18 protein-coding genes are annotated in these 20,119 nt (G+C 40.6%); 9 read left to right on the top strand and 9 right to left on the bottom strand.

Translation table 11 applies throughout. The features are described 5' to 3' along the window. Positions 1 to 87 precede the first annotated feature (87 nt). Together nfuA and MST16_RS12365 are read left to right on the top strand one after the other, a co-directional pair. On the top strand, positions 88 to 726 hold the full coding sequence (nfuA, locus tag MST16_RS12370; protein ID WP_180010100.1) for a Fe-S biogenesis protein NfuA: 639 nt from the start codon (positions 88 to 90) through the stop codon (positions 724 to 726). Positions 727 to 958: 232 nt separating this feature from the next. Next, positions 959 to 3,154: a TonB-dependent siderophore receptor gene (locus MST16_RS12365; RefSeq protein ID WP_180010101.1), complete on the top strand. Its 2,196-nt coding sequence runs from the start codon at positions 959 to 961 to the stop codon at positions 3,152 to 3,154. A 36-nt stretch (positions 3,155 to 3,190) separates the two neighbouring features. Here MST16_RS12365 and MST16_RS12360 read toward each other — a convergent pair whose 3' ends face one another. Both MST16_RS12360 and MST16_RS12355 read right to left on the bottom strand, forming a co-directional pair. Continuing rightward, a complete protein-coding gene (locus tag MST16_RS12360) occupies positions 3,191 to 4,198 on the bottom strand; it encodes a hypothetical protein (protein ID WP_180010102.1) in 1,008 nt (335 codons plus the stop codon). A 46-nt stretch (positions 4,199 to 4,244) separates the two neighbouring features. Further along, entirely contained in the window at positions 4,245 to 5,285 is a 1,041-nt protein-coding gene (locus tag MST16_RS12355; protein WP_373423849.1) for an alpha/beta fold hydrolase, read from the bottom strand. A 334-nt stretch (positions 5,286 to 5,619) separates the two neighbouring features. Between MST16_RS12355 and MST16_RS12350 the strand changes: the two genes are divergently transcribed. Further along, positions 5,620 to 6,234, top strand: a complete 615-nt coding sequence (locus MST16_RS12350) for a carbonic anhydrase (RefSeq protein WP_078189941.1) — start codon at positions 5,620 to 5,622, stop codon at positions 6,232 to 6,234. Positions 6,235 to 6,317: 83 nt separating this feature from the next. Here the strand turns inward: MST16_RS12350 and MST16_RS12345 are convergent, their stop codons facing one another. Then, positions 6,318 to 6,947: an arylesterase gene (locus tag MST16_RS12345; protein WP_180010103.1), complete on the bottom strand. Its 630-nt coding sequence runs from the start codon at positions 6,945 to 6,947 to the stop codon at positions 6,318 to 6,320. Between the two features lie 11 nt (positions 6,948 to 6,958). On the opposite strand from MST16_RS12345, the gene MST16_RS12340 reads away from it, so the two are divergent. Next, positions 6,959 to 7,690 (top strand): ABC transporter ATP-binding protein, encoded by a 732-nt coding sequence (locus tag MST16_RS12340; RefSeq protein WP_180005271.1) that lies wholly within the window; start codon positions 6,959 to 6,961, stop codon positions 7,688 to 7,690. Beyond that, positions 7,687 to 10,188: an ABC transporter permease gene (locus MST16_RS12335; RefSeq protein ID WP_180010104.1), complete on the top strand. Its 2,502-nt coding sequence runs from the start codon at positions 7,687 to 7,689 to the stop codon at positions 10,186 to 10,188. The genes MST16_RS12340 and MST16_RS12335 overlap by 4 nt, the downstream gene beginning before the upstream one ends. Before the next feature lie 119 nt (positions 10,189 to 10,307). Here MST16_RS12335 and MST16_RS12330 read toward each other — a convergent pair whose 3' ends face one another. Beyond that, entirely contained in the window at positions 10,308 to 11,132 is an 825-nt protein-coding gene (locus tag MST16_RS12330; RefSeq protein ID WP_180010105.1) for a rhomboid family intramembrane serine protease, read from the bottom strand. A gap of 78 nt (positions 11,133 to 11,210) precedes the next feature. On the opposite strand from MST16_RS12330, the gene mtgA reads away from it, so the two are divergent. Then, positions 11,211 to 11,888 carry a monofunctional biosynthetic peptidoglycan transglycosylase gene (gene mtgA / locus MST16_RS12325; protein WP_180010106.1) on the top strand — a complete coding sequence of 226 codons (678 nt, stop codon included), beginning with the start codon at positions 11,211 to 11,213 and terminating at the stop codon, positions 11,886 to 11,888. Positions 11,889 to 12,034: 146 nt separating this feature from the next. Beyond that, positions 12,035 to 14,116 carry a polyphosphate kinase 1 gene (gene ppk1 / locus MST16_RS12320; protein ID WP_180010107.1) on the top strand — a complete coding sequence of 694 codons (2,082 nt, stop codon included), beginning with the start codon at positions 12,035 to 12,037 and terminating at the stop codon, positions 14,114 to 14,116. A gap of 88 nt (positions 14,117 to 14,204) precedes the next feature. Here the strand turns inward: ppk1 and MST16_RS12315 are convergent, their stop codons facing one another. Beyond that, positions 14,205 to 14,816 (bottom strand): response regulator transcription factor, encoded by a 612-nt coding sequence (locus MST16_RS12315; RefSeq protein WP_180010108.1) that lies wholly within the window; start codon positions 14,814 to 14,816, stop codon positions 14,205 to 14,207. Positions 14,817 to 15,254: 438 nt separating this feature from the next. On the opposite strand from MST16_RS12315, the gene MST16_RS12310 reads away from it, so the two are divergent. After that, the gene (locus MST16_RS12310; RefSeq protein WP_071851480.1) at positions 15,255 to 15,650 is read left to right on the top strand and encodes a transposase family protein; all 396 of its coding nucleotides are present in this window, start codon (positions 15,255 to 15,257) and stop codon (positions 15,648 to 15,650) included. Further along, complete coding sequence (locus MST16_RS12305) at positions 15,598 to 16,068, top strand: transposase family protein (protein WP_257245648.1); 471 nt, start codon at positions 15,598 to 15,600, stop codon at positions 16,066 to 16,068. Before MST16_RS12310 ends, MST16_RS12305 begins: the two co-directional genes overlap by 53 nt. Positions 16,069 to 16,782: 714 nt before the next feature. Here MST16_RS12305 and oxyR read toward each other — a convergent pair. From oxyR to rubA, 4 genes are all read right to left on the bottom strand, one after another. Next, the gene (gene oxyR, locus MST16_RS12300; RefSeq protein WP_180007453.1) at positions 16,783 to 17,688 is read right to left on the bottom strand and encodes a LysR family transcriptional regulator OxyR; all 906 of its coding nucleotides are present in this window, start codon (positions 17,686 to 17,688) and stop codon (positions 16,783 to 16,785) included. Between the two features lie 11 nt (positions 17,689 to 17,699). Then, on the bottom strand, positions 17,700 to 18,638 hold the full coding sequence (locus MST16_RS12295) for an alpha/beta fold hydrolase (RefSeq protein WP_218945492.1): 939 nt from the start codon (positions 18,636 to 18,638) through the stop codon (positions 17,700 to 17,702). 58 nt (positions 18,639 to 18,696) lie between these two features. Further along, positions 18,697 to 19,875, bottom strand: a complete 1,179-nt coding sequence (locus MST16_RS12290; protein ID WP_180011043.1) for an NAD(P)/FAD-dependent oxidoreductase — start codon at positions 19,873 to 19,875, stop codon at positions 18,697 to 18,699. Positions 19,876 to 19,952: 77 nt separating this feature from the next. Then, positions 19,953 to 20,117 (bottom strand): rubredoxin RubA, encoded by a 165-nt coding sequence (rubA, locus tag MST16_RS12285; RefSeq protein ID WP_005179369.1) that lies wholly within the window; start codon positions 20,115 to 20,117, stop codon positions 19,953 to 19,955. Between the last annotated feature and the right edge of the window lie 2 nt (positions 20,118 to 20,119).

Genomic DNA, 20,119 nt, shown 5'->3' with positions numbered 1-20,119 from the left:
GAATAATTCCGACAATTTTAGTTGATTTTTTTCTAATGCCCCGCATCTTAAGTTAAAATAGCGACTTCAGCTTGAGGAAATATTGTAATGTCGACTGAGAACAACAGCACAGCAGTTGCTGAAGAAATTCCAAACCTATTGATCACTCCAAATGCCCAAGAGTATTTGAAAGATCTTTTGGATAAACAAAATACACCGGGCATTGGTGTACGTGTTTTTGTGGAAAATCCGGGTACGCCACGTGCTGAATGTTGTATGGCTTACAGTGCACCAGAAGAAGTTGTGCCTACAGACTATAAACAAGACTATCCAGATTTCCCTGCATTTATTGACACACCGTCTATTCCATATCTTTTGGATGCGGTAATTGACTATAACAAAGACCGTTTTGGTGGTCAGTTAACTTTCCGTGCACCAAACTCAAAAGTGCCACGTGTGGGTCCAGATGCCTCTGTAGAAGAGCGAATCACTTATGTTCTACAGTCAGAAATTAATCCTGGCCTTGCCGGTCATGGTGGTAACTGTGCATTGGTAGAAGTGGTTGAAGATGCAGAGCATGGTTTAACTGCAGTGCTTAAATTCGGTGGTGGTTGCCAAGGTTGTTCTTCAATCGATTTAACCTTGAAACAAGGTGTTGAAACAACATTGAAGCAGCATGTAGCTGAATTAATGCGCGTTGTTGACCAAACGGATCACAGTAATACTGAAGGTGCTTATTTCAAATAAGTTCAGTATTGTTATAAAAAAGCCGCAATGATGCGGCTTTTTTATTGTCTAAATCAAATAAAACGAAGATTTTTAAATGGTTTCTGAGGTTTTTACAGTGAGATGATAAGCGATATCACAAATATAAATGAGAACGATTATTAAAATTAATTGCAATATCGTTTGTGTTGGTTACAATGTGCAACACATTATTCTAGATTTCTCCATAAATACGTTCATTTGGAAGCACTCAATGACCAAACAACTATTAAAATCAACGCTTACACTTTCAATACTCTGTGCATTGGTAAGTTTGTCGCATGCAGAAGATGTGCAAACTGAAGCAACAGACGAATCCGTAACGAAGATGGAAACCATTGTTGTTACTGCAGCAGAACAAGTTAAACAATCATTAGGTGCTTCAAAAATTACGGCAGAAGATTTAGAAAAAATGCCGGTTGTGAATGATATTTCAGAGTATGTGCGCCGTATGCCGGGTGTGAATTTGACTGGTAACAGTGCCACAGGCCAACGTGGTAATAACCGTCAGATTGATATCCGTGGTATGGGGCCTGAAAACACGTTGATCTTAATTGATGGCAAGCCAGTAAATTCGAGAAACTCAGTACGTTATGGCTGGCGCGGTGAGCGTGATACACGTGGTGATTCGAACTGGGTACCTGCAGATGCTATTGAATCAATTGAAGTGCTGCGTGGTCCAGCTGCAGCGCGTTATGGTTCAGGTGCGATGGGTGGTGTGGTCAATATTAAAACCAAGAAAGTGACCAACGACGTGCATGGCTCTGTGGAGGTTTTTACCAATCAGCCTGAAGATGCTAAAGAGGGCGCAAGTCACCGTGAAAGCTTTAACTTAAGCGGCCCAATTCTCAAAGATGTCCTTTCATATCGTTTCTACGGTAGTTATAACAAAACCGATTCAGATGCTGCGGATATTAATGCTTTAATGAACAATGGCGCGCGTATGGCGGGTCGAGAAGGCGTAGAGAATAAAGATATTGCTGGGCGCTTGGCTTGGCAGTTGAATGATCAACAAGTCTTGATGTTTGATGCAAGTGTTGGCCGCCAAGGCAACCGTTTTGCAGGCGACAGTCAAAACAGTGTATTTGATCCAGCCGATCCAAACAAAGCACCAATTTTATCGGCTTTAATCGGTGAAGAAACCAATACCATTTATCGTGATAGTTTTGCATTAACCCATGAAGGTACGTGGGGTTGGGGTGACAGTAAACTCATAGCGCAATATGACAAAACCAAAAATAAGCGCTTACCTGAAGGTACAGGCGGTAGTACAGAGGGACAGATTAATAATCTTGAAAATAAACAAACGTCACATCTAGAAACCGTTCGTCTTAATGCAGAAACCAATCTGCCGTTCCAATGGTATGTTCCACAGGTATTAACTTTAGGCGCTGAGTGGGTCGAAGATGACTTTACCGATACGGTTAATACACAAGCTGGCGCAGGCGGTTTTGGTGATGTGCTGACTTCAGGTGACCGTTCACACATGGATTCACGGATTGCGTCGGCCTATATTGAAAACAATATGAATTTGGGCGAGAGCACCGATGTCGTTTTGGCACTACGCTATGATAATCATAGTAAATCGGGTGATAGCTGGAGTCCAAGTCTCAATATTACGCAAAAGCTTGGCGACTATTGGACATTAAAAGGTGGTGTGGCTAAGGCGTATAAAGCACCTAATATGTACCAAAATGCGGAAGGTTATCTGTTAAGTACTCGCGGTAATGGCTGTCCGATTGGGCTGAGCCAATGTCTATTACAAGGTAATGGCGATCTCAAACCTGAAACTTCAGTGAATAAAGAATTAGGTGTACAGTTTGAAAAAGACATCGTAAATGCAAGCTTTGCATGGTTCCGTAATGATTATAAAAATAAGATCGTTGCAGGGGATACACGTCTAGAAGAACTAGAAGTAAATGGAACAACATATAATGTACTGCGTTGGATGAATACGCCAGAAGCCTTGGTGGAAGGTGTTGAAGGAAGTATTTCTTTGGACTGGGGTGATATCACGTGGACCAATAACGTCACCTATATGATCAACTCTGAAGATAAACGTACTGGCAATCCACTTTCAGTGATTCCAAATTACACCATAAACTCTATTTTGAACTACAACATCACGGATCGATTAGACAGTAACTTTGTCTATACCCAATATGGTCGTCAAAAACCACGTCAATATGCAGAAACTAGTCTTGAAAGCAAAAATGGCTTGGCGATGGATAGCGTGAAAAGTTATGGCATTGCAGGCATTAACTTTGGTTATAAATTTAATGCGGCTTTAAGTGCTCGTATCGGTGTGAATAACCTATTTGATGAGCAAAAACTGCGTGATAAAACGGTCAACCAAACATATAACGAGCCGGGTCGAGCTTACTATGCAAGTTTGAAATACCAGTTCTAAGTATGTCCAAAAAAAAGCCGCTTCACGCGGCTTTTTTTATGCTTGGATATTTAAAATTTTCAGTGCTTCACTTGAGTAGTAGAATTGTTCTAAATAGAGACGTGAACGCTCACGCAAATAACCCGACTCAATCATTTGTTGAACGATAGGATTGAGTAAGTTTTGAAGTTCATGCTGAATCAGTGCTTCATCAATATTTAAATCACGTAGCAATAAATCAAAAGGGCGTTCTGCATTGCGCACGTACCAAGCGTATACGCCATCATGCACTTGCTGTTTCATATACTCAGACTGTCGCATAAAGTCCCAAATTTCATGACCCATGGCAACTGTTTGCGGCAAGTCCTGAACTTCAACATAGTTCTTTAATACTGAAACTGGCAGCGCTTTAATTTTATGCCACAAATTGGCTTGAAAATGGTACAGCTTATGATCATCAAAGTGCTGATTTAACACGGTTTCACTCATTTGACTGAGCTTTAAAATATTCTTTTGTAAGTATTTGCTGACTGCATTATCTAAATTGGTATCAGTGACATTTTCCAGTACCGATTTCCCCATTTTCATAAATCGTGAAACACCGGGGACAGATTTCGCAATAACTGAGTTGTCTAAATAATCTTGTATCGCATGTTGAATCAACTGACTGATCATGGCTGAAAATGCAGGATTGTTGACCATGGTATGAATTAAACGTTGACGATGTCCCTGTTTACTCGCCACATACTGTGCAATTTTATCAATGGTCAACACAGGAATGATTTCGGCAATCGTGGTGCTGTCATTTGCAGGATGAATCAGTGCAAATTTGATATGTTCAGCAATTTGCTCAATCAGAAATTGACTTGCAGGGGTATTTAAAATTTGTTTCTGCAACAAGGCATTGATTTGATCAAAACTCCAAATCTGCTGCAAAGATTGTTTACGAAACCATTGATAAAAATGGGTGAATTCAGTGGCTACGGTATCATTGTGTGAAAAGCTCTGATCTAAAAAGTTCAGTTGAGCGTCAATCAACTGCTCAATCATCGGGTTTTTCTGCATACTTTCCCTGAAGCCCCAGTGATGGGTATCTAAAAATGGCGAATGCTCAGTTTAACTGAATCAGTTTATCTACCAAAGGATTTTTAAACTTTTGACTTTTCGCAAGGAAAGGTAAGTAATGGTCTGCAACTTGTTGTTCGGCTTCTAAGATTGGCATATGACCGACGTTATTTAAAATCACTGGGGTTTCTGCACGTTTCAGTAAAGACTTGAGTTCCCCAGCCACTTCCACATTAAAGATTTTATCTTGTTTGCCCCAAAGGATCAGGGTCGGGGCTTCCACTGTTCGTGTTAAACGAGCAAAAGTTTCAGGGGTGTAGATTCGATTGAGCGTGACGACTTGATCGATCATTTTACTGGTGAAGGGCGCACGCGCAATTAAGATATTTTCCTGCGCTTCTTTGAGCTGTGTTGGAACATTGGGCGGATTTTGCATCAGTTTATGCATGACATCATCTAAATCACCCGGTTTTGAAACGATTAAATTTTTAAGTTTATACGGGTCACGGGTATAACTGGTATTGGCTTGTTTATAAATGCCCGCGCTGTTGAGTAAAAATAAACTTTGGGTATCAAAAGGATATTGAGAGGCATATACCGTGGCAATGGAACCACCCAATGAGTGACCTGCAACATTCAGTTTATCTTCAATATCTATTTTAAGGACAAACTGGCGTAGTTGTTCCGTGACATTCGGGACAGAGACATCAAAATCGACAGGGACATGGGTATCGCCATTGGCCGGAAGGTCAGGGATGATCACGTGATAGTTCGGTGTTAAATAATGCGCAACACGGTTCCAATTATCACGTGTGCCGCCTAAACCATGAATGAGCAAGATGGTCGGTTTAGAGCGTTGACCACCTTCGCTATAACTCCAATTCACATTCCCGACTTGAACACTGTGTGTGACTAAACCAGCCGCTTTACGTTCTTGGCTCAAATAATTTTGCACGATAGAGGGTACGGCCAGGTTTTTGCTGATGGGAGACGGATTTGCAGCCAAAGCATGGTTGGCAGTAAACGTCATACAGCAAATTGTTGCTAGCTTGAAAAAGCCAAAAACGCGTGAATGATGTCCTTTCATTGACGTTTACCCCAGTTAAATCGAATCGATATATTTTTTAGATCATTTATATGACTATTATCAGAATGGGCTGAAATAGCAAAAGCGTATATTTATGAAATATATTGTAAATTAAAAATGACCTTTGTCATCCATTGCTTTTTTGACGTGGTTAAACTTGCGTTTTAATAATGTGAACCATTACAGAAAAAATATTTTTTTTTGATGAATGTAGACTAGCATTTTCTATCAAGTAGCATCGTCTTAGAAAAAATTCATAGCAATTGTTTTTGCAAGTGACAATCGATTCGACTGGGATTAAAATATTGCAACTTCGCATAAGGGTAATTAGAACATGCTAGCAGCAGCAGAAGCTTTAGATCGTTTAAAGAAAGGGAATCAACGTTTTGTAAACGGTGAAACGAATCACCCGAAGCTTTTGACGCATCAACAACGTGCTGAAATGGCCGAAAGCCAAGAACCTTTTGCGATTATTTTAGGGTGTTCAGACTCACGTGTTCCTGCTGAAATGGTATTTGACCAAGGCTTAGGCGATTTATTCGTGATTCGTGTTGCAGGTAATATTGTGGCACCGTCTCAAGTCGGTAGCGTGGAATTTGCAGCAGAAAGCTTCGGTTGTCCTGTTGTAATTGTATTGGGCCATACACACTGTGGCGCGATTCATTCTACGATTGAAGCTTTAACTAACCCTGCGACACCACCATCAGCTAACTTGATGTCGATTGTGAATCGCGTTCGTCCATCTGTAGAAATACTTATGCAAACTGAATTGAAAGATGATCTTGAAAAACTTTCAATGCATGCAGTACGTTCAAACGTTTTTGCATCAGTGAATCAACTTCGTCATGGTTCAGCAGTCCTCGAAAACTTAATTGCGCAAGGCAAATTAAAAGTGGTAGGCGCTGAGTATTCACTTGAAACAGGTGAAGTGAGCTTCTACGATTTCTAAGCAAACTACAGTAAATACAAGATATTAAAAAAGGCGCTCACATGAAGCGCCTTTTTTAATGAATCGATTTTCACCAACTAAATTTATAAACTTGCTTTGATCAATGGATAAGCATTGTTCAGCAAAATTGTTTGCGCTTTGGCATTCGGGTGAATCTGATCTTGTTGCATTAAGTTTTTATGTCCCGCAACCCCTTGCATAAAGAAAGGCAATAATTTGACTTTGTACTGTTGGCTCAACACTTGATAGTTATTTTCAAAAGCTTGGCTATATGCCTTGCCATAATTCGGTGGAATTTTCATTCCAAATAAAATGACTTTCGATTTGGCCTGTTGGCTTTTTTGAATCAGCTGCGCTAAGTTTTTTTGAATTTGTGCAGGGGGCTGTCCGCGTAAACCATCATTACCACCTAACTCAATCACCACAAGGTCTGGACGATGGGTCTGCAATAGTTTGGGGAGTCGCGCTAAAGCACCACTGGTGGTTTCACCGCTGACACTTGCATTGACCACTTTATGTTGTTTCGGATACTGTTGGTCTAGACGTTTTTGTAATAAGTGGACCCAACCTTGCTGCACTGCAACACCGTAACCTGCACTTAAGCTATCGCCCAAAATCATAATGGTTTTGGCAGAGAGCAGCATCGGGCAGAACATCAGTGCAATAGCCAGCAAGTAACTCAATAGACGATTATTTTGAATGCGATTTTGCATATAGGGAAGATATGACCCAACTCACGACAGATGTTGACATCATGCCACAGGCGATTATTTCTGCACAGCAATTGACACAAAAGATACAACTTCCACAAAAACAGTTATCGATCTTCGAACAACTCGATCTTGAAATCTTTGCAGGGGAACAAGTTGCGATTACTGGTCGTTCTGGTTCAGGTAAATCCACCTTGTTGGGTATTTTGGCGACCTTAGATCAGGCTAGTTCGGGACAATTACGGGTCTGTGGTCAAGACATTCATCTATTAAATGAAGAACAGCGTGCTCAAGTCCGTTTGGCTCATATTGGATTTGTCTTTCAGTCTTTCCAGTTGTTGCCACATTTAACGGCACTGGAAAATGTCATGCTGCCGCTACGGCTAAAAGCAAATTTTCAGGTCAAAGCCGCCGAAGAAAAAGCATTAAAACTGTTAGCAAAGGTCGGACTAGAACGCCAAGCGCATCAAGCTCCCAAAGTTTTATCCGGTGGTGAGCAGCAACGGGTTGCGATTGCCCGTGCTTTGGTGAGTGAACCCGATCTGATCTTTGCAGATGAACCGACAGGTAATTTAGACAGTGCAACGGCACAGGAAATTGAACAATTGTTATTTCAGTTAAATCGTGAAATGGGAACCACATTGGTATTGGTGACACATGATGCCGATTTGGCCCGTCAATGTCAGCGCCATTTTGAATTGGTCAATGGTCAATTGATTGAGCATCGAACAGGAGATGCTGCATGAATCTTTTGGCACTGTTTCGACCACTCTTACAGCTGAGTTTTAAAACCACGGGTGTGTATTTATTATTGATCGCACTAACCTTGGCGATCAGTGCCACCACGGCTTTAAAGTTTAGTAATGTACAAATTCAAAATGCTGTAGCGCTACAAGCTGCTGAAATGTTGGCAGCAGATTTGGTGCTGACAGGCAATGAACCAATTCCACAAGAGTGGCGACAACAAGCCAAAGCACAGCAATTAAAACAATCGAATGTCACGCTATTTAGCAGCATGGCGCACACTGATCAGCAATTTGTCATGGTTAATGTCAAAGCCGTTGATGCTGCATTTCCATTAAGAGGTGAACTCGAAACAGAACCGAAACTAAACCGCTCCATACAAGCAGGTGAGGTTTGGTTAAGTCCGCGTGCTATGGATTTGTTGGGCGTAAAAGTGGGAGATCAGATCAATATTGCTGATGCTGCTTTTCAAGTCAGTGCCAAAATCATTCATGACACCAATCAAGAGCTTGGCTTCAGTGGTTTTTCACCGACGGTTATAATTGCGCAGTCTGAGGTGGCGAGAACCAATGCCATCCAAGTCGGGAGTCGGATTGAATATCGTCTGTTAATGGCAGGAGATGCACAAAATACCCAGAGATTTGAAAAACTGTATAAGCAGAAATTTGGTGATCAATCTGAAGACCGTGCTGCCAACCCAAATAATACGCAGGTTCAAGATGCGGCTCAAAGCAGTTTAAAACTGAGAAATGCCAGTGAAGGCAATACCCGCTTGATGAAGCCGATTGCCAATCTTGAAACGTTTTTACAACTGGCGAATATTTTAACCATTCTACTTTGTGGCATCGCCATCGCATTAACCAGCCAGCGCTATGTACAACAAAATCAAGATGCTATTGCATTGATGCGCTGTATTGGATCGACCAAACAGCAAATATTAAGTGCTTATCTGGCTTTACTGTTGGTTGTACTCGGGCTTTCAATCCTGTTTGGAAGTTTGATTGGTCTGGGATTGGGCTATGGCTTATTGCAACTGATGCTACAGCTGATTCCAAATTTACAATTAGAGTTTTCAGCTCTTTCCATGCTGCTTGGCCCGCTTCCAATCGCAATATTTACCAGTGCGATTGTGCTATTAGGGTTTGTTCTTCCGAGTCTTTGGCAATTATTAGGGACGCCGCCAGCACGGGTGATACGACAACAAGAGCGTTCTGTACGTTCCATGCTTTGGATGCTAAGTTTCGGAACACTCAGTTTGGTGGTGTTTTGTGTGGTTTTAACTGAAAATTTACAACTCACCCTGTGGTTGATTTGTGCCATCATCTTCCTGTGTATCGGCTTATATATGATGGTCTGGTTCAGTTTAAAGGCCTTGAAAAGTTGGGGGACGAAAATCTCAGCGTATATACGCACACCGTATCTGACGGCATTTCAAATTACCGCATTAGCATTGGGGCTAAGCCTGATCACGGTTTTAGCGGTATTACGTACAGATTTGCTGGAACGTTGGCAACAACAATTGCCACAAGGGACACCTAACCAATTTGTCTATGGGTTACCGCCATTTGAGTTGCAGGATTTTAATCAGCAACTCAAGCTGCATGGTTGGCAAGGGACGCCGATGTACCCGAATATTCGTGGGCGTTTAGTTGCCAAAAATGATCTCCCTTTTTCGGATGCCTTAATTAAAAGCAATAATTCATTACGCCGTGAATTAAATCTAACGCAGGCCGCAACTTTTCCAAAAGATAATCAAATCATCGTGGGTAGTCAGCACTTTCAACAGGTCAATGAAGTATCGGTAGAGGTGAAAACCGCACAGGAGCTGGGTATTCAAATTGGAGATCGACTGAGTTTTAGCCTTCCTGAAGGGATTTTACAAGCCAAGGTAATTAACCTTCGTAGTGTGGAGTGGGAAAGTTTTAGTCCAAACTTCTTCTTTATTTTTTCTCCCAAAACCATGGATGAAAATGCCGGCAGTTACTTGGGGAGTTTCTATGTTCCACCGCAAGATAAAAATCAGTTAATTGGTCTGATTCAACAGTTTTCAAATACCGTGTTTATTGATGTCAGCCTGATTTTGGATGAGATCAAACGCATCGTCAGCGTATTGGTTCAGATTATTACCATCTTGGCGCTGTTGGTCAGTATTTCAGGTATTATGGTCTTGGTTGCATGTTTGAACTTATTTATGGATGAACGTAAAAAAGAAGTGGCATTACTGCGTTCCTTCGGCAGTTCCAAGCAAAAATTAAAGTCGATGCTGAGTTTGGAAGTCGGATTGATGGGGCTAATTTCAGGTGTTGTAGCGTGTATTTTTGCCGAAGTGATCAGTGCGATTGTCAGTTATAAAATGGAACTGGTCATCCAGCTACATGCAGAAATTTGGTTGATCCTCCCACTGGTAATGACCTTAGTCTGTACATTGATCGGACGTTATCGCTTAAGTTATCTTTGCGACATCCCACCCTTAGAAAGCTTGCGTGAACTAAATAGTTAAGGGTGGAGATGGTTAGCAGCCGAGCAAGTTAAGAGCGGAGCAGGAACCCAGTGCGTAGTTGGGTTTTAGACATGATTTCAACATGTCGGTGTTGATAGCCACTGGGTTCATTCCACTGTTTAACGTGCTGCGAGAGATTGCTTCATCAGCAGGATAAAGTGTTCCCAAAGCGGTAAAATCGGTTGGATTAATTGTTGGCAATGCAGATAAAACAGATAGCATCCGACAGCTGCGGCGATTAGACCGATGATTTGAATGAGCAGGGATTGATGTAATTTTTGTCCCACATACCAAATGAAAGCCAAGGCAGCGCCCATCAACATGCCGCCAATATGCGCGGCATTGTTAATCCCACTAATCATAAAGCCCATCGCGAGGTTAATGCCCATCACCATCAATAAGGTTTTTTTATCCGGATAAAATTGCTGTTTAGGTAACATGGGAAGCAGCGAAATAATCGTCAGCGCGGCACCCAGTCCCATCACTGCACCCGATGCGCCTGCACCAATACTCGGGAAAAGCTGCTGATTGGCTGCACCTTCGGCCAATAAAGCATAGCTGTCTTGAATGGTTAAATACCCACTCAATAAGCTTCCCATCAGTCCGGCTAAAACATACAGACCGAGGAAGTAGAAACGACCTAACATTTGCTCGGCAACACTGCCAAAAATATACAAAGCCCACATATTCAACATCAGGTGAATCAGGCCAAAATGAAAAAACATACTGCTGAATAAGCGGATGGGTTCCTCTAAAAAGGTTAAAGGTGCATAATCAGCACCCCAACGCAAAGCATCCAGTGTGTCGGGTTGGCTAACGTTCATTCCATGCAACACTTGCCAGCCAAAGAGTCCAACATTGATGGTAATTAAGAGTACCGTGATCCACCACAGTTGGATTTGCAGCTTACGGGTTGATACAGCAGGAGGGCTGAGTTCAGACATGCTATTCTTGTACTGTGTCAAAATATTTAAAAATAAGCTTAACATGAAAAAACAGAATTTCTGGAGTAACACACTGACATGAAAGCCTTTATTGTTCGTACATTGTTAATTCTTGTCAGTCTTGTGCTTTTGGTGCAGCTTTGGATCTTTGGTAGTCTAGTGTGGTGGCGTACGCATCCTGTGGAATCCACGATGATGATGCGTTTAGATTATTGGTCTGAGCCATCGAAACCGATTAGACACGAATGGCGTGATTACGACCAAATCAGTGATTATGTCAAACATGCTGTTGTTGCCGCGGAAGATGGCAAGTTTTTACAACACAAAGGTTTTGATTGGGAAGGCATGCAAAATGCTTTAGAACGCAATAAAGATAAAGGCAAAGTAGTTGCAGGTGGGTCTACCATTTCGCAGCAATTGGCAAAAAACTTATTTTTATATAATAAGCGTTCATTTATCCGAAAAGGGCAGGAAGCCGTTGCAACATGGATGATGGAACGTATGTGGACGAAGCAACGCATTTTAGAGGTATATCTCAACTCGGTTGAGTTTGGGGACAATATCTATGGCGTAGAAGCTGCAACACAGCACTATTTTGGTAAAAGTTCACGGAGTTTGAGCCGAGAGCAAGCGGCATTTATTGCGGCTATTTTACCTAATCCAAAATATTATGATGAAAATCGACAAGATCGTAAGCTGAATTATCGTAAACGTATGATCCAAAAATATATGCGTTATAGCCATATCCCAGATTAAGAATGATCTAAACACTTGTCAAATGGCATGGTAGCGATTTGAATTACAACAAAAAGCTCATCTTTATGGGCTTTTTTTATGAAATTGTCACAAATTTGAAGCATACTAAACTGAGTACAGCACACATTTTTTAATATGGGTTTGAAATGAATACCGCAGCTGAAGTCGCGCAAGTACCAACTGAATATACTTATAATGATCGTTATATTAATCGAGAGTTATCGATTCTCGACTTTCATCTGCGTGTGCTCGAACAAGCGGTTGATCCGATACATCCATTACTTGAACGCATGAATTTCTTGCTGATCTTTTCACGTAACTTAGACGAATTTTTTGAGATTCGTGTTGCGGGAATGATGGAGCAACTAGACTTAGGCAATGAAAGCCGCAGTCCAGATGGCTTAACACCAAAACAAGTATTAGATGAAATTTCTGCGACAGCGCATGCGGCAATTGAGCGCCAGTATCGTATTTTAAATCAAGAAATTTTACCCAAATTGCGTGAAGAAGACATTTGCTTCTTGCGTCGTGGTGAGTTAACCCCTGCACAGTCGGCATGGGTAAAAAAATATTTCCAAGAACAGGTTGCTCCAGTCTTAACGCCAATTAGCTTAGATCCGGCACATCCATTCCCTCGCTTGGTGAATAAGTCGCTGAACTTTATTGTGACTTTAGAAGGGAAGGATGCATTTGGTCGTCAGATTGACTTAGCCGTTGTACCTGCACCACGTTCGTTGCCACGTGTCGTTCGGCTTCCTGATGAATTAACCGGTGGCAAAGAGCATCATGTGATGCTATCGGCAATTATTCATGAACATGTCTCTGACTTGTTCCCTGGCATGACGGCGACGGGTTGCTACCAATTCCGCGTGACGCGTAATGCCGATTTAGCTTTAAATGAAGATGTTGAAGATTTAGCTAAAGCTCTGAAAGGTGAGTTGAATTCTCGTCGTTTTGGTCGCGCCGTTCGTTTGGAAGTGACAGAAAATTGTCCGCAGCATATTTATGAATATTTGCTTGATGAGTTCGATTTAGAAGAAGAGCAACTTTATAAAGTAGATGGGCCAGTTAACCTTGCACGTTTACTGTCAAACTTTAAACGTCCACATCTACGTTATGATGCGCATATTCCAGTTATTCCGAAAGTACTCAAAAAATCTGAAAACATTTTTAGTGCGATGCAAAAGCAAGATATTTTGCTACACCATCCCTTTGAATCATTCGCACCTGTAATCAACCTACTGCGCGAAGCTGCACGTGATCCACAAGTTTTGGCCATTAAACAAACGCTTTATCGAAGTGGTGCAGACTCTGAAATTGTGCAAGTTTTAGCGGAAGCAGCACGTAATGGTAAAGAGGTTACCGCAGTAATTGAGCTTCGAGCACGATTTGATGAAGAATCAAATATTGCTGTAGCCAATGTATTACAAGAAGCGGGCGCAGTGGTGGTGTATGGCATCGTGGGCTATAAGACCCATGCCAAAATGATTTTGGTGGTACGCCGTGAAAATAATAAATTGGTGCGTTATGTGCATTTAGGTACGGGGAACTATCATGCGGGAAATGCGCGTATATACACGGATTACGGTCTATTAACCACAGATAAAGAACTCTGTGAAGATGTACATCGTATTTTCCAAGAATTGACCGGAATGGGCAAAATGGCGAAGTTGAAAAAACTGCTGCATGCGCCATTTACCTTACATACTCAACTGATCAATTATATTGATAATGAAATTGCCAATGCAAAAGCAGGTAAGCCTGCGCAAATCATTGTCAAGGTCAATGCATTAACTGAAGTTCAGTTGATCAATAAACTGTATGAAGCTTCACAAGCGGGTGTGCAGATTGATTTAATTATTCGTTCTATTTGTTGTTTGCGTCCGGGATTACCGGGGCTGTCTGAAAATATTCGCGTACGTTCTATTGTTGGCCGTTTCTTAGAACATACCCGAGTATATTATTTCAGTAATAATGGCGATGCACGGATTTACTGTTCAAGTGCAGACTGGATGGATCGTAATTTATTTAATCGCGTGGAAGCCTGTTTCCCAATTGAAGATCCAGCCTTGAAAAAGCGTATTTATCAATTAGGTTTAGTGAATTATCTAAAAGATAATCAGCAAGCTTGGTTGCTTCAGAGTGATGGGCGTTGGATTCGTACCCATGTTCAAGAGGGTGAGGAAGCACATAATTCACAGCATGTGCTTTTAGATGCATTTAAATAAATATGCTGAACAAAGTAAAAGGGAGCAATGCTCCCTTTATTTTTTTAAATTTTCTAGATTGTTTTTGAATCGTTTATCTCAGCTAAATTTAGCTGTAGCTACAAATTTTTCTATAGATATTTTTGACAAAACCATCAATTTGATAAGTAGAAAGTTTTAATTCATTGACCATCTGCTCTTGAGTCGCACTATGGCTGACCATATCCAAAATTTGATATTCAGCTGGATTTAGACTGAGCTGTTTCGGCGCTGCATTTTGCGGACTAAAAGTTTCACTCAATAAAAATTTAGCAAAACTAGGATGAAGGGCAGCCCCACCTCTTAAAATGGTTTTCAGTTGGTTATAAGTGTCTTCAATTGGTTGTTGAATCAACATATAGGCAGTTGCACCTAACTGAATCGCATGTAAAGTTAAATCTGCAGACTGTTCATTGACTAAAATGATGAGATTACTCGAAGGATAGATCTTTTTAATTTTATGGATGAAAGAGATATCAGACTGTTGCGTGACCACTAAAAAGATTAAATTGGGCAATTGATTGAAAATTTGTTGTTCCGCATCTGCTAAATTTTCTGAAAATGTAATGAGGTCTTCAGGATAACCGAGGTTTCCTAAGATGTTAAACAGCACTGTTTTTGAAGTCATTGATTGATGATCAATGATCAAAACGGGCACTGGTAATAAAAATTCACTCATCATACATTTCGCTCATTTATTATTTTTAATCAAATTGCATTTCCATAATTTGCACGAATGCGAATCATAAAAATATACCTAGAAGTTGGGATTTATACATCAAAATATAATTAAGTTATTGTGATTTAATAGAATTTAAATAGCGTATATTTTTGGTGTTTTTCATTATTTTGAATGAAAAGATTTATGGTTTTTTGTTTTTAATTTTAGATTTATTGGTTAAATAACAATTAAATTTGTATTCGGATTGAAAAAAATAATCGAAATGTGAATATCGTATTTTGACAACGGATAAATTGGACTGTTTCCGATATGAATTTATTTCTATCTATTGCTTAGTTATTTTAAATATAAAAGATCTCTTTCATAAATCAAAAAACGATCTTCTTTTTGGTTAATATTTGCACTCCGGATTTCTTAGCATTCGTGCATAATCTGCGGATGAAATACATCGATTCAAACAAGCTTTCTGATCCTCAGTTCAAGCGATACACAGGCATCTCATGGTCAACTTTCTATTTGATGGTTGAGCAATTGAAGAAACATGTCCCTGCCAAAGGCAGACCGCCCAAGTTAAGCCTGGAGGATCAGGTTCTGCTCTGTCTGAGCTATTGGCGGGAATACCGAACCTTATTTCACGTTGCGACGAGTTACGGGGTTTCAGAGCCCACAGCCTCAAGAATTGTCCGTCATGTTGAAGACTGCCTGATTCGGTCCAATCTCTTTAATTTACCCAAAGATTTACCCGAGGGCGAAGGCATCGATTGGAATGTTGTGATCGTGGATGCCACAGAAATTCCAATCCAAAGGCCTAAAAAAACAGAAGAAAAGCTATAGCGGCAAGAAAAAGACCCACACTTTCAAAGTACAGGCCATCATTCATTATCAAACTCAAAAAATCCTGAGTTTATGTACGAGTCGTGGTGCCGTACATGATTTCGAACTCTTCAAACGTAACTTGAATCAGATTCCTGCAGGTGCATTTATCCTTGCGGATAAGGGTTATCAGGGAATTTATACAGTGTATCCAAATAGCCTGTTGCCATTAAAAGCCAAAAGACACTGTAAATTGGATCCTGAATTGAAAATCTATAATCATGAAATCAATAAAAGAAGAATCGGAATTGAGCATGTATTTGGCAGCCTGAAAACCTTCAAAATCCTTGCTGAGCGTTATCGAAATAGAGGTAAAAGGCTTGGTTTGAGATTCAATTTAATCGCTGGAATTTATAACTTAGAGCTGAGTGAAAAATGACTTATGAAAGAAATCTAAAGCGTAGTAAATATTTAAAATAATGTGATTGATTTTTAGTCAACATTTATTCTATAGGACCTTATTTTCAATTCGCCTACTTTATCTAAAATACCTGAAACTAGTGATTTTAACGAAGGTTATATTTTAATAAGATGTATTTATCTTCTTACTTATCTGGCTAGTGTGAAGATATTATCGAGGCGATGAATTGAGATATACATCAAGTCATATATTACCTTATCAGGCTACCTATTTGGGTTAGCCTTTTCTTTTTTCTAGATGCTGTATTTCATTTTTTAACTGATGTTATATAGTAACATCAGAAGCGCGATTTGATTTAAATAAAAACCGATATGCGTAAGGCCATCCGCAAGTGTTTGAGACAGGATGACTTCTAATCAAAAATGTTTTTGCGATACTTTGAATAAGTAGACGCTAGTGAACGAGTTTTGCGGTGAGGAGCATTGCTCTGCAAGATGGTTTTCTTACGAAGCGCACTTCTCATTTTGCCGAATGAAGAAACAACGTTTCGTAAGAGTACCTCCAGCCGAAAACTAATCTCTTTATTCAATCCCTAGATGTAAGATTCCATCGAATAGATTTAAAAATGCGAAATTACTTTTACGTGAGTAACATCAGTTTTTAAATTAATATTAACTTCTGCCAAATAAAAAAAGAGAGCACAGGGCTCTCTTTAATTTTCACACTGATTAGTTAGTGCAGATTGTTAGTGATTTTCTGCAAGATTTGAAGCAATACATCAAATTCACTTTGAAGCGGCGTACTTTTACGCGTCACCAATGCTAATGTGCGTGTAGGGCTTGCTTCAATTTCTTTCACAGCCAAATCTTCATTGGCTTTGATCATATTGGTATGAACTGCAATTTCAGGCAATAAGGTAAAGCCTAAATCTGCGGAAACCATTTCAACCAAAGTTGGCAATGAGCTTGCTTTTAAACGATGGTCGTTTTTACGTTCACCAATCGGGCAAGCACTCAAAGCATGATCACGTAAGCAATGGCCTTCTTCAAGCAACATTAAACGAGATAAATCTAGGTCGTCTAAAGATTTCGCTTGAGCTGCATTTTGGTCAGCTTTGTTGTACACCAAGAACAATTTTTCTTTGTTTACTTCTGCAACTTTCAAGCTACGTGTATCGAAAGGAAGAGCAAGTAATACGATATCTAGATTACCGTGCTCGAGTTTCTCAACAATTTTTTCACTTTGTGCTTCATGTAAATGCAATTGAATTTTTGGTAGTTGCTTATGCACTTCTTCTAATAATGGTGCAAGTAAAAATGGCGCAATAGTAGGAATGACCCCTAGATGTAAATCACCCGTTAGAGGTTCGCTCATTTCACGACTTAAACGCATTAGGTCTTGCGCATCTGCCAATAGAACTCGAGCTCTTCCGACAACTTGTTCACCAAGAGGAGTTAAACGCACGTTTTGACGGTCGCGTTCTACCAATACGCCACCTAGTAAACGCTCAAGTTCCATGATCCCGCCAGACAAAGTAGACTGGGTGACAAAAGAACGACGCGCAGCTTCAGTAAAGTGTAGCGTTTCTGACAGTGTTACTAGATATGACAGCTGTCTTAAGGATGGTAATGCAGCCATAGTGTCCTAATTTATGATTTAAAGTGATCAGCAAACAAACCGCTAAGATATGGAATAAAATGCGGTGGGATATCATGCCCCATTCCATCAATTAATTCAAATTTAGCACCTGAAATAGCCTTTGCAACGGCCTTACCATGGCTTGGCGGCAGCAAACGGTCACGAGCTCCATGAACCACAATGGTTTTATGCTGAATTTGTTTATCTAACTGCAGCAGGGAACCTGTACATAATATTGCTAAAAACTGTTGAAGTACACCCGCTGGGTAATAACTCCGCTTATAGAGTTTACGTGCAGTTTGTATCACTTCAAGCTGATTAATATAGCCTGGAGAGCCTATAATATTAAAAACTTTCAGGCTATGGTTAATAATGCCATCTTCATCGTTATATTCAGGTTTTTCAATTAGACTAAATAATTGCTTTGGAAATGGCGGTGGAAGTAAGGGTTGGATGTTACTGGTAAAAAGTAAGCTTAAGTTGTGCACTTTGTCTGGATAGCGTGCTGCCACGATTTGAGCGATCATGCCGCCCATTGAAGCGCCTAAAATATGGACTTTATCGAGTCCCATACGATCAATTAATAGTGCAACATCGTCTGCCATATCGTATAGATCATAGGGCGCACCCTGATTCTCTAGACCTAAGGCAAAACGTCCCATCAATTTAAAGGTGTTAAGACGTGGGCCTGGGTTACGAATTTTACTCGACAGACCAATATCACGATTATCAAAGCGAATAACTCGGTAACCTTGGTCTATTAGGGACTTACAAAAGAAATCGGGCCAATACAACATTTGTGCGCCGAGTCCCATAATCAGTAGGATTGCAGGATCTTCAGGATGACCACCCACCTCGACATGAAGTTCAATGCCATTGCCTAACTCTACGCGAGTTTCATGCATAAAAGAGGCATAAGGTGAAATATTAAACTGAAGGGCACTATTCATTGTTATTTTCCTTTAAAAAGGACGTCTATTATTATCAGGACGTCCTTGTATTTAAACCTTAAACTGAAGCAGGAATCAAGTCCGGAACCTGCTTAGTCAAAGTTAAGCGTTGCTTCCCAGCAGTTGCACCGAGCAGTACAAATCCACGTAATACGCCATCTTGATCGATGGCACGGGCAATCATGCCATCTTCAAGCTCTTCTGTTTCCCATTGGGTTTCTACATCAATTGGCGCAGGAAGGACAGTTAAAGGTGCAGCAGGTGTTTTCACGGCTACAGGCATGGCTGGATAATGCACAGCGGTATGCTCACCATTGAGGGTTTTTGCCAAAGCACGTGCTTGTTGCATGATTGGCATCACGTATGGCAGAAGGGTACCATTAACTTCAGCACAGTCACCGACAGCATAGATATCTGCCAAGTTGGTTTCTAAGCCTTTATTGGTTAATACACCACGACTGGTGTGAATGCCGGCTTGTTTTGCTAAGTTAATCTCAGGCTGTAGACCAATCGCAGACAACACAACATCTGCCACTAAGCTTTGACCATTGGCAAGGCTAACTTGATAGTCACCATTTTCAATACGTGACACTTTGTCGACTGTCGTACCTAAAACGAATTGAATACCCGTTTCTTCTAAATTGCTTTGGAATTTAGCTGCAACATGAGACGGCAGTAGGCGACCTAAAGGTTGCGGAGCTAAATCGACCACCGATACTTTCGCCCCAGTATTTTGGAGGTCGTTGGCAAATTCACAGCCAATCAAGCCTGCCCCTAAAATCACCACACGTTTATCTTCACGTGCTGCAAGCTGTTTACGGAAAGCTTTGTAGTGATCTAAATTGTTGACGACATGAATGTCTTCACTGCCATCACCCGAAATAGCTAAGCGAATTGGATTTGCGCCGACTGCTAAAACGAGTTTTGAATATAGTTGTGTTTGAGTTCCATTTTGGCTTTCAATAGTAAGCTCATGTTTTGCTGCATCAATGGATTTAACCCAACTCTTATTGATGATTTGCATATTGAGTTGAGCCGACATTTTTTCGGCATCCCCTAGAGGGATTTGCTCAGGAGTTTTATTACCAACGAGCGCATTGGATAATGTCGGTTTAGCGTAGTTAATGGCATCATCCGCACAGATCATAATAAGTTCTAGTTCAGTATTTAACTTTCGAAATTCACGTGCAACGGCATATCCCGCCATACCAGAACCAATAATGACAATAGGGCGCATACTCAACTCCAAACACATTTCATATTTTTTAAAGACAAAAAAAAGACCATAACGATGATGGCCTTAGATTCTATTTATTAGATTTCAACCATTTCAAAATCTACTTTTGAGACGCCACAGTCTGGGCAAGTCCAATCATCTGGGATATCTTCCCATTTCGTTCCTGCCACGATACCGTCTTGTGGCCAGCCTTCTGCTTCGTCATAAATCCATCCACAAACGATGCACTGATACTTTTTCATTC

This window comes from Acinetobacter sp. YH16040_T (assembly GCF_024605785.1).
GTDB classification, from domain to species: Bacteria; Pseudomonadota; Gammaproteobacteria; order Pseudomonadales; family Moraxellaceae; genus Acinetobacter; species Acinetobacter amyesii.
This window is presented reverse-complemented; position numbering and strand designations above follow the sequence as displayed.

What these genes read in the sequence shown, in the direction of transcription:
- mtgA (WP_180010106.1), top strand. Translation starts at nt 11,211, where the DNA reads ATGAAAGCCTTTATTGTTCGTACATTGTTAATTCTTGTCAGTCTTGTG.
- MST16_RS12350 (WP_078189941.1), top strand. Translation starts at nt 5,620, where the DNA reads ATGCTAGCAGCAGCAGAAGCTTTAGATCGTTTAAAGAAAGGGAATCAA.
- rubA (WP_005179369.1), bottom strand. Translation starts at nt 20,117, where the DNA reads ATGAAAAAGTATCAGTGCATCGTTTGTGGATGGATTTATGACGAAGCA.
- oxyR (WP_180007453.1), bottom strand. Translation starts at nt 17,688, where the DNA reads ATGGCTGCATTACCATCCTTAAGACAGCTGTCATATCTAGTAACACTG.
- MST16_RS12305 (WP_257245648.1), top strand. Translation starts at nt 15,598, where the DNA reads ATGCCACAGAAATTCCAATCCAAAGGCCTAAAAAAACAGAAGAAAAGC.
- MST16_RS12355 (WP_373423849.1), bottom strand. Translation starts at nt 5,285, where the DNA reads ATGAAAGGACATCATTCACGCGTTTTTGGCTTTTTCAAGCTAGCAACA.
- MST16_RS12345 (WP_180010103.1), bottom strand. Translation starts at nt 6,947, where the DNA reads ATGCAAAATCGCATTCAAAATAATCGTCTATTGAGTTACTTGCTGGCT.
- MST16_RS12290 (WP_180011043.1), bottom strand. Translation starts at nt 19,875, where the DNA reads ATGCGCCCTATTGTCATTATTGGTTCTGGTATGGCGGGATATGCCGTT.
- MST16_RS12310 (WP_071851480.1), top strand. Translation starts at nt 15,255, where the DNA reads ATGAAATACATCGATTCAAACAAGCTTTCTGATCCTCAGTTCAAGCGA.
- MST16_RS12295 (WP_218945492.1), bottom strand. Translation starts at nt 18,638, where the DNA reads ATGAATAGTGCCCTTCAGTTTAATATTTCACCTTATGCCTCTTTTATG.
- MST16_RS12365 (WP_180010101.1), top strand. Translation starts at nt 959, where the DNA reads ATGACCAAACAACTATTAAAATCAACGCTTACACTTTCAATACTCTGT.
- MST16_RS12330 (WP_180010105.1), bottom strand. Translation starts at nt 11,132, where the DNA reads ATGTCTGAACTCAGCCCTCCTGCTGTATCAACCCGTAAGCTGCAAATC.
- ppk1 (WP_180010107.1), top strand. Translation starts at nt 12,035, where the DNA reads ATGAATACCGCAGCTGAAGTCGCGCAAGTACCAACTGAATATACTTAT.
- MST16_RS12360 (WP_180010102.1), bottom strand. Translation starts at nt 4,198, where the DNA reads ATGCAGAAAAACCCGATGATTGAGCAGTTGATTGACGCTCAACTGAAC.
- nfuA (WP_180010100.1), top strand. Translation starts at nt 88, where the DNA reads ATGTCGACTGAGAACAACAGCACAGCAGTTGCTGAAGAAATTCCAAAC.
- MST16_RS12340 (WP_180005271.1), top strand. Translation starts at nt 6,959, where the DNA reads ATGACCCAACTCACGACAGATGTTGACATCATGCCACAGGCGATTATT.
- MST16_RS12315 (WP_180010108.1), bottom strand. Translation starts at nt 14,816, where the DNA reads ATGATGAGTGAATTTTTATTACCAGTGCCCGTTTTGATCATTGATCAT.
- MST16_RS12335 (WP_180010104.1), top strand. Translation starts at nt 7,687, where the DNA reads ATGAATCTTTTGGCACTGTTTCGACCACTCTTACAGCTGAGTTTTAAA.